7 protein-coding genes and 1 pseudogene are annotated in these 9,565 nt (G+C 37.6%); all 8 read left to right on the top strand.

Going from position 1 to position 9,565, the window contains the following annotated elements; all coding sequences use genetic code 11:
• A pseudogene (locus CP367_RS09630) lies at positions 1-128 on the top strand (IS256 family transposase); the annotation flags it as partial.
• Between the two features lie 399 nt (positions 129-527).
• Positions 528-2,339 carry a glutamine--fructose-6-phosphate transaminase (isomerizing) gene (gene glmS, locus CP367_RS09625; protein WP_089147570.1) on the top strand — a complete coding sequence of 604 codons (1,812 nt, stop codon included), beginning with the start codon at positions 528-530 and terminating at the stop codon, positions 2,337-2,339.
• A gap of 121 nt (positions 2,340-2,460) precedes the next feature.
• Entirely contained in the window at positions 2,461-4,533 is a 2,073-nt protein-coding gene (locus CP367_RS09620) for a BglG family transcription antiterminator (RefSeq protein ID WP_089147571.1), read from the top strand.
• A 121-nt stretch (positions 4,534-4,654) separates the two neighbouring features.
• Positions 4,655-6,436, top strand: a complete 1,782-nt coding sequence (locus CP367_RS09615; protein WP_089146031.1) for a PTS mannitol transporter subunit IICBA — start codon at positions 4,655-4,657, stop codon at positions 6,434-6,436.
• A gap of 15 nt (positions 6,437-6,451) precedes the next feature.
• Complete coding sequence (locus CP367_RS09610; protein WP_005720866.1) at positions 6,452-6,904, top strand: PTS sugar transporter subunit IIA; 453 nt, start codon at positions 6,452-6,454, stop codon at positions 6,902-6,904.
• A 2-nt stretch (positions 6,905-6,906) separates the two neighbouring features.
• The gene (locus CP367_RS09605; protein WP_089146030.1) at positions 6,907-8,076 is read left to right on the top strand and encodes a mannitol-1-phosphate 5-dehydrogenase; all 1,170 of its coding nucleotides are present in this window, start codon (positions 6,907-6,909) and stop codon (positions 8,074-8,076) included.
• A 159-nt stretch (positions 8,077-8,235) separates the two neighbouring features.
• On the top strand, positions 8,236-8,967 hold the full coding sequence (locus CP367_RS09600; RefSeq protein WP_089143369.1) for a carboxymuconolactone decarboxylase family protein: 732 nt from the start codon (positions 8,236-8,238) through the stop codon (positions 8,965-8,967).
• 86 nt (positions 8,968-9,053) lie between these two features.
• Positions 9,054-9,281: a hypothetical protein gene (locus CP367_RS09595; RefSeq protein ID WP_005724381.1), complete on the top strand. Its 228-nt coding sequence runs from the start codon at positions 9,054-9,056 to the stop codon at positions 9,279-9,281.
• Positions 9,282-9,565 lie beyond the last annotated feature (284 nt).

Below are 9,565 nucleotides of genomic sequence, written 5' to 3'. Positions count from 1 at the left end.
TTCCAACTGAACAGTCGCTTGATGCTTTTATTGGTATTCAGGCAATGAGCTACAATGACCGTTATTTCAATCGAATTCATAAAGGCTTTGGTCAGGTTCAGGACACCTTAGAATCCTACTTTGATTAAATAAATAATTAAAAAATCAATTTACGAGAAAGATCTATTTACACAAAAGATTTGACAGTTTCCCTTTATTGGCTCTGGCTTTTCTTTTTTAATTAGAGTATTTGATTAAAGTGTCGTCAACAATAAAAGCTAAGCATTGTTTCTTAAAGCGTTTAATTGTATCAACTGGACATTACGAAGGAAAAGGCATTCCAGACAGTGATAGATAATTGATAAATTAATAAGAAATAACTATCAGTTGTTAATAACTGATAGTTATTTTTTTGCCGTAAAAATATTATACCAATTTTGAAATATATCGCTTGACCGCTTTATTAAAAAAGGTTATTATTGCACTTGTAACAATAAATATGAACTAGTCCATTAGATAATTATTGAACTAGACCAAAGGAGAAAAATATGTGCGGAATTGTAGGAGTTGTAGGTAAGCCTGCAAAAGATATTATTTTAAGTGGATTAACTAATTTGGAATACCGTGGCTATGATTCAGCTGGTATTTACTTAAACGATTTAAATGGTCATGAATACTTAACTAAAGCTGTCGGCCGTATTTCAAACTTGAAGGAAAAGTTAACTCCAGATGAAGAAGGACTAGTTGGTATTGGTCATACCCGTTGGGCAACTCACGGCAAGCCAACTGTTGATAACGCTCACCCACATTACGATGAAACTAAGCGCTTCTACTTAGTTCACAATGGTGTTATCGAAAACTATGCTGAATTAAAGGAAAAGTACTTACAAGGTGTTAAGTTCCATTCAGACACTGATACTGAAGTAGTTGTTCAATTAATTAGCAAGATTGCTCGTGATAAAGACTTAGATGCTTTTTCAGCATTCAAGGAAGCTTTGAAGCTTGTTAAGGGTTCATACGCATTCTTATTAATTGATAACACTGAACCAGATCACGTATTTATCGCTAAGAACAAGTCACCAATGATGCTTGGTATTGGTGATGGCTTTAACATTATTGCTTCAGATGCTATTTCAGTTCTTGACCAAACTAAGACTTTCGTTGACTTACAAGACGGTGACGTTGGTGACATTACTAAGGATTCATACACTATTGAAACTGTTGACGGCAAGAAAGTTGACCGTGAACCACACGTTTTGAACATTGATCCAAACGCGGCTTCAAAGGGTACCTACGAATTCTACATGTTAAAGGAAATTGATGAACAACCTGGCGTTATGCGTCACATTTCACAAAACTACTTAAACGAAAATGGTGAACCAAAGGTTGATCAAGATATCGTTGATGCCGTTTCTAAGGCTGACCGTCTTTACATCTTTGCTGCAGGTACTAGTTACCACGCAGGACTTGTTGGGAAGTCTATTTTTGAACATTACACTGGTATTCCTACTGAAGTTGGCTATGCTTCAGAAGCAGGTTACCACTTCCCAATGATGAGCAAGCACCCATTCTTCATCTTCCTTACCCAATCAGGTGAAACTGCTGACTCACGTGTCGTTTTGAAGGAAGCTAACAAGCGCGGTATTCCAAGCTTGACTATGACTAACGTTGAAGGCTCAACTCTTTCTCGTGAAGCAAATTACACTATGCTTTTAGGTGCAGGCCCTGAAATTGCTGTTGCTTCAACCAAGGCTTATACCGCTCAAGTTGCTTTGCAAGCAGTTCTTGCTAAGGCATTGGGTGAAAAGTTAGGCGTTCAAGAAGCAAAGGACTGGAACTTGAAGCATGACTTAGCTATTGCTGCTGAAGGTATCCAACAAATTGTTGATGGTAAGGAAAAGCTTGAAAAGCTTGCTAAGAAATACTTAGTTCCATCAAGAAACGCATTCTACATTGGTCGTGGTATTGATCACGCTGTTGCTCTTGAAGGTGCCTTGAAGTTAAAGGAAGTTTCATACATCCAAACTGAAGGTTTCGCTGCAGCTGAACTTAAGCATGGTACTATTTCATTAATTGAAAAGGGTACTCCAGTTATTGCTTTGATTAATGACCCAGTTACCGCTGATCTTACTCGTGGTAACATTCAAGAAGTTGTTTCTCGTGGCGCAAGTATCATCACTATTGTTGGTAAAGACTTTGCTAAAGATGGCGATGATATTGTCTTACCTGACATTAACTACTACATGTCAGCACTTTTGACTGTTGTTCCAACTCAACTTCTTGCATACTACGCTTCAAAGGATAAGGGCTTAGACGTTGATAAACCACGTAACTTGGCTAAGAGTGTAACTGTTGAATAATAACAATTAAAATTACACATATAATAATTCTTTAGAAGGCAGACTAAGGTCTGTCTTCTTTTTTTGCGTTCAAGTATAATCTACTTAAGAAATAATTTATGGATAGATAAAAGGCGATAGTATGTTTTTAACGCAAAGACAGAAACAGATCCTGCAGATTTTACTTGAGAATCAAACGGGTGTGACGATTAAACAAATTGAGGAAAATTTAGGGATTAGTCGGCGGACAGTTTATCGTGAGTTTGGCGATTTAAAGAAAAATAATTTGGAGATCGTTAACCAAAGGGGTAAGTACTATTTATCAGGCGATGCTAAGCAATTGCAAGAAGTTAAGGAGCTGGTGCGCAGCTCGCATAGTCAATCCGTGATGTCGATTGATAAAAGAGAAAAGACGATTGCGGCTACACTTTTAATTAGTACTGAGCCTTGTAAGATTATCCAGTTTGCGTTGGATTTGAATGTCAGTGAAGCTACGATTCAGAATGATTTGAATTCAGTGGAAAAATCGCTCAATCGCTACCACATTAAGTTAATCCGTAAAAAGGGCGTAGGCTTATTGGTTGAAGCGCCTGAAAAGATACGCCGTCAGGTCTTTGTGGATATCATGCTCAACGAAATTAACGAGTATGATTTCTTCAAATATTTGCACAATGATGTTAAAAGCAAAGATCCATTTTTGAATCTGATCGATAAAAAGTTGTTATTGACGGTTGATTCATGTTTGAAGGACAGCATTTTTAATAACATTAAAATTGATACCGATCAAAAGGTGATCGAACTTATTTTGGTCTTTGCGGCTACGCTTAAACGAACCATGGCGGGATGCAAATTAGACTTTATTCAACCTGCAGAAGATACGCTTAAATATCAGGGCTATGTTTATCGATTTATGGCTTTATTTGCCAAAACAGAAACTAGCAGTATTCAGGTGGATCAAAACGACGTTACATATTTGGCTAATAAATTGCTGTCTCGTGACTATCACAACACATATTTGACTTATAACGACCGTGAATTGGCGATCTCTGTTAAAGTGAAGAATTTTGTGCAATCAGTTTCAGAAGAAGTGCGATGGGATTTTCAAAAAGATCCTAACTTTATGACTAAGTTGACTAAGCACATTATCACTTTGGTGCAACATCGAGTTTCTCTTTTGCCGGATACGCCAATTGAGATCCTAGCTGGTTTAAGTCAAAAGTTTGATAAATTGTATGCGGCCATTCAAAGATATTGGAATGTAGAATTTCCTGATAACCATTTGACGGATTCAGAAATGCAGTTGATTTTACTGTATTTTGCCAATGAGTATACCAGTCAAAACAATAGCCGTAATCTTTCAGCACTGGTTATTTGTGAAAACGGGATCGGAACTTCAGCTATTTTAAGTGCCCGTCTTAAAAAAGAATTCTCTGAGATCAAGCAGATCAAAGTTAGCCGGGTTTCGACCTTAAATCAAATCGATCTTTCGCAATACAACTTGATTTTTTCAACTTTAAAGTTAAAGGGCTTTTCAAGAGACTATCAGTTAGTTAGTCCATTACTTTTAGATAATGAAATTGATCGCATCCGAAATTATCTTAAGGATTATGAACAAAAGTATCCGCTTGATGCCGATACACAACCGATGGTCGAAAGTAGCCACAAGCATTCTGCTGCTCGTTTATCTAAATTGTCGATCAGTATGCTATTTTGCTCAGAACTTGTAAATGGCATTACGATTCAGAATCTGGAATACAATTCGCAGGATTTAATCGCAGTAATTCAAGAATGCTTGGCTCACTCGGACTCTACTTTGATTCGCAAGCAAATGCCCGTAGCCAAAAATTTACTTAAAAGAGTAAGGATGGCACCAGTTGGTATCCCTAACAGCCATATTGCACTGCTGCACACTAGAAGCTCAGAAATTACTCGTTGTTCCTTCACTTTGTTTGATTTGGACAATGAAATCTCGCTTTTATCAATGGACCACAACACAATTCAGGTTAAAAGAATCCTGCTAATGCTGGCACCAGACAATTTATCCGACTCAGAGCAACAACTATTAAGCATGGTTTCCAGCATGATCATCATGAGTGACAGCAACTTAAATTTGTTCACCAATGGTGATCAAGAACAGATCAAAGATGCTCTTGCTAATCTGTTTTTGGGCGAAATCAAAAAATCACTTACATCAAGTAAGAACTTAAAAGCCTAATAGAATAGGCAAACTCAGACTCTGGCACAGTTTTGTGCCAGAGTTCTATTTTTGTTTCATTGTAAACGCTTACTGATTGACTTAGGATAAAAATGTAAGTTGATGAGAGAGGAAAAAGAAAATGGCTCAAGCAAAAAGTAAATCTTCTGTTAAAGTGAAGGTTCAAAAATTTGGTACAGCTTTATCCGGTATGATCATGCCGAATATCGGTGCCATTATCGCTTGGGGACTTACCGCTGCATTCTTTATGTATCCACACGGTTGGTTCCCTAACAAAGAAATTAATAACTTAGTTCAACCAATGCTTCATTACCTGTTGCCACTGTTAATTGGTTATACAGGTGGTCGCATGGTTTATGAAGAACGTGGTGCCGTTGCTGGTGCAATCGGTACATTAGGTGTAATTGTTGGTACTGATCAACCAATGTTCTTAGGTGCCATGATTATGGGTCCGCTTAGTGCATGGTTATTGAAAAAACTAGATCAAGTATTCCAGGACAAGATTAAATCTGGTTTTGAAATGATCTACAATAACTTTTCACTTGGTATTCTAGGAATGATCGCTGCAATTTTCGCCTTCTTTATCATTGGACCGATTATGGAAGTCGGCAGTCAATGGGCTAGTGCAGGAGTAAATGCAATTATTAGAGTTCACTTACTACCATTAGCCAACATCATTATTGAACCTGCCAAAGTTTTGTTCTTGAACAACGCTATTGGTAACGGGATCTTAGTTCCATTAGGTATCCAACAAGCTGCACAAGTTGGTAAGTCAGTTTTGTTCTTAATGGAATCAAACCCAGGTCCAGGACTTGGAATCTTGCTTGCCTTTACTTTATTTGGCAAGGGTAAGTCAAAGAGCTCAGCTCCTGGTGCTGCCATCATTGAATTCTTTGGTGGGGTTCATGAAATTTACTTCCCGTATGTATTAATGAAACCATCATTGATTTTAGCCGCTATTGGTGGTGGTGTTACTGGTACTTTCTTATTCACTACTCTTGGTGGTGGATTAAAAGCAGCTGCTTCACCTGGTTCAATTTTAGCTATCTTGCTTGTTTCCGCAAAGGATGCTTATTTCGGTAATATTGTTGGTGTTCTTGGCGCCGCAGTTGTTTCATTCATTATTGCCGCAATTATTCTTAAAAACGACAAGAGTACTGGTGATGAGTTAGAAGCAAAACAAGCCCAAATGCAAGCCATGAAGGCCCAATCTAAAGGTCAATCAATGCCGGAAGCTGAAGATGCACATGAATCAGTTAAGTCATATGCCAATGTTAAGAAAGTTATCTTTGCTTGTGACGCAGGTATGGGTTCATCTGCTATGGGTGCTTCACTTTTGCGTGATAAATTCAAGAAGGCTGGCATTAAGGTTTCAGTAACCAATACCGCTGTTAGAAACTTGAAAGATGAAGATGGTTTGTTGGTCATCACGCAAGAAGAATTAGCTGACCGCGCTTTACAAAAGACTCCACATGCAATGCACGTGGCGGTTGGCAACTTCTTGAGTAGTCCGAAATATGACACAATCGTAGCTAGCTTCAAAGCTTTAACTCAAGTAGAAGATAAGCCAAAGGTTGAAAAACCAGTTAAGAAGGTTGGTTCACTTGAAGGAATCGACTTCAGTAAAGTTAAAGAAGTGGACTTCATCCGTCACGATCAACACTTAGGTACCGCTACTATGGCAACTAGTTTATTCAATGACGCAATTAAGAAGGCTGGTAAGACTACTCCTGTTAAGGCAGTAAGAATCAACGAATTGACTGATGATCCAAGTCACTTAGTAATTGTTACTCCAGCTGCTAATAAGAACTTGGCTGTCAGATACAGTGATATTCAAACCCTAGTTGTTGATGATTTACTTAAAGATAAAAAGCTTGGCGAAGCTATTCAAAAGTTGAATTAGAAAGGGATGAGCTAAATGGCATTACAATTAGATCCAAAAATGATCAAACTTAATCAAGACGTACCAACGCGGGATCAAGCAATTAGAATGGCCGGTCAATTATTAGTTGATGGCGGCTGTGTCGAACCAGAGTATATTGATTCAATGCTTGCCCGTAATGAAGATGTGTCGACTTATATGGGTAATTTCATCGCCATCCCTCACGGAACTGACGAAGGTAAGAAGCACATTAAAAAAACTGGAATTTCGGTAGTCCAAATTCCAATGGGCGTTGATTTTAGTGACCCTAAGGATGATACCGAGCAATTGGTAACCGTTGTCTTTGGGATTGCTGGTTTGAACAATGAACACTTAAATATTTTGTCACAGATTGCTATTTTCTGTAGTGATGTTTCCAACGTTGCAAAGCTTGCAGACGCACAAACACCAGAAGAAATTATTGATTTATTAAAGAACGTAGGAGATTAAACATGAGAGCAGTACATTTTGGCGCAGGTAATATTGGTCGTGGATTTATTGGTGAAACTTTAGCAGATAATGGTTTTGGCATTGACTTCGTTGATGTTAATGAAACTATTATTGATGAATTAAACAAGCGTGGTGAATATGACATTGAATTAGCCGCACCTGGTAAGAAGAGAATTCATGTTTCAAATGTTGATGGAATTAACAATGCTAAGGATTCAGACAAGGTAGTTGAAGCAATTAAATCAACCGATATGATAACTACCGCCATTGGTCCAAAGATTTTGGCAATCATTGCTCCATTAATTGCCAAAGGATTAACTGCTAGAATTCAATCAGGCAACACTACTCCACTTGATGTGATTGCTTGTGAAAACATGATTGGCGGTTCAGAACACTTAAAAGAAGAAGTTTATAAGCACTTGGACGATGACGTTAAGCCTGAAATAGACAAGTACATTGGCTTCCCTAACGCAGCTGTAGACAGAATTGTTCCTATCCAACATAATGACGATCCATTGTTTGTCTCAGTTGAGGACTTCAAGGAATGGGTTATTGACGAAAGCCAAATGAAGAACAAGGATATCAAGTTAAAGGGCGTTGACTATGCACCAGACCTTGAACCTTACATCGAAAGAAAGTTATTCTCAGTTAACACGGGACACGCAACTGTTGCTTATACTGGCAAGAGCCTTGGCTATGACACTATTGGGGATGCTATTAAGGATCCATTTGTTTTAAAGCAAGTTAAGCGTGTCTTGAGTGAAACCCGTTCACTTCTTTACCACAAGTGGAACAAGGAATTCACCGAAGAAAGTTTGGAAGAATACCACAACAAGATTTTGAGCAGATTCCAAAACCCATATATTTCAGATGATATTGCTCGTGTTGGTAGAACTCCAATCCGTAAGTTAGGCTACAATGAAAGATTTATCCGTCCAATCCGTGAATTGAAGGACAGAGGTTTGGACTACAGTGCATTGATGGAAACTGTTGGTAGAATTTATCACTTTGATGAACCTAACGACAAGGAAAGCGTTAAGTTGATGCAAATGCTTAAGGATGAAGACTTGAAGGATGTCATTGTTGAGACTACTGGTTTAAAGGATGACCCAGAATTAGTTGAAGAAATCGTTAAGTCATACCATGATGCTGAAGCAGACAAGAAAAACTAATTAAATAACCTAATAGAAATATCCTGAAGGCAAAAAGCCTTTAGGATATTTTTTTGATAAGAATAAGTTATATTGCAGAATAAAAAATAGATATTTTTCTTTTAGACTCAATCGTACTTAAATAAATAGTAGAGATAAGCGTTTAGAAAGGAATTTATTATGTCAATTAAAGAAGATGCTCAAAGAGCTCATGCAAACTTATTAAAGGTGACCGATCCTGAAGCTTTGGAAAGAATTAATCATTTTGCTTTTGACGAAGTGCAGGCAGACGTTGATTTACCTGATCGTACCAAGATGTTGTCAACTTTAGCTTACTTGTTGGGGATGCAAGGAAAAGAAGAATATGAAGTAATGCTTTCAGTCGCATTGGACAATGGTGTTAGCCCAGTTGAAGCTAAGGAAATTTTATATCAAGCGGTTGATTATTTAGGTTTGGGTAGAGTTTTCCCATTTTTCAAGATTACCAATGATATTTTGACTAAGCGCGGCGTTGAATTACCTCTTGCGGGTCAAGCAACTACTACACTAGACAATCGCCTTGAAAAAGGTGAAGAAACTCAAATGCGCTTGTTTGGTCCACAAATGAAGGACTTTTCTAAGAAGGGTACTATTAACAAGTGGCTTGTAGATAATTGTTTTGGCGATTACTACACCAGAAAAGGCTTAGATGACAATGATCGCGAAATGATTACTTTCTGTTATATTGCTGCACAAGGTGGTTGTGAACCTCAATTAATGGCTCATACTCAAGCAAATATCAAATTAGGCAATGACAAGGAATTCTTGATGAAGGTCATTGAACAAAACGTACCATTCATTGGTTATCCTCGTTCACTTAATGCGGTTAGTGTAGTGAATAAGGCTGATGAAGCAGTTAATGGCAAAAATTAGAATTTAAATAAAAAAGTACCTTTTTGTTAACAGTTGTAGCTAATAGAACTACAATAAAGTCGTTATCAGAAAGGAAACATTTAATTATGGCAGATGCAAAAGAAATTGAAGAAACTGCATTAATTGATAGAAATATGGATCAAGTTTTTGACTGGGCTAAGGGTAATGAAATGCCTATTCGTGACGCTATTTGGGACCACGAAATGGAAGCAAATGGTCGTGACACGATGAAGACCGAAGCAGCAGTTGAATGGATTCTTAAGGCCGATGATGACAAGGTTAAGGACTACTGCGAAAAGAACTTGAAGAAGTAACTAAAATATTCTATCAATAGACTTAACAATTTCGTCTGCGAGTAAAATGACTAGATCGCCAAAGATCTGGCCATTTTTTTAATGAAAATGCCCGGAAATCCCCGTATTTTAATGCGGGGATGGATAGGGCCAAGCTGACCTAGCAGTCAGCTTTTTTTATTTTAAAAATAGAGACATATGTTCGGCTTTCCTGTAAAATATAAATATCTAATATACAGAAAGTCATGTGGTGATAAGTCAATGTAAATTGTAAATTTTATTTTTAGGCGGATTGTAAAATCAAA

The organism is Lactobacillus sp. UMNPBX16 (assembly GCF_002553775.1).
GTDB classification, from domain to species: domain Bacteria; phylum Bacillota; class Bacilli; order Lactobacillales; family Lactobacillaceae; genus Lactobacillus; species Lactobacillus crispatus.
The sequence above is the reverse complement of the archived record's forward strand: the minus strand, read 5'-3'. Positions and strand labels throughout refer to the sequence as shown.

What these genes read in the sequence shown, in the direction of transcription:
- glmS (WP_089147570.1), top strand. Translation starts at nt 528, where the DNA reads ATGTGCGGAATTGTAGGAGTTGTAGGTAAGCCTGCAAAAGATATTATT.
- CP367_RS09620 (WP_089147571.1), top strand. Translation starts at nt 2,461, where the DNA reads ATGTTTTTAACGCAAAGACAGAAACAGATCCTGCAGATTTTACTTGAG.
- CP367_RS09615 (WP_089146031.1), top strand. Translation starts at nt 4,655, where the DNA reads ATGGCTCAAGCAAAAAGTAAATCTTCTGTTAAAGTGAAGGTTCAAAAA.
- CP367_RS09610 (WP_005720866.1), top strand. Translation starts at nt 6,452, where the DNA reads ATGGCATTACAATTAGATCCAAAAATGATCAAACTTAATCAAGACGTA.
- CP367_RS09605 (WP_089146030.1), top strand. Translation starts at nt 6,907, where the DNA reads ATGAGAGCAGTACATTTTGGCGCAGGTAATATTGGTCGTGGATTTATT.
- CP367_RS09600 (WP_089143369.1), top strand. Translation starts at nt 8,236, where the DNA reads ATGTCAATTAAAGAAGATGCTCAAAGAGCTCATGCAAACTTATTAAAG.
- CP367_RS09595 (WP_005724381.1), top strand. Translation starts at nt 9,054, where the DNA reads ATGGCAGATGCAAAAGAAATTGAAGAAACTGCATTAATTGATAGAAAT.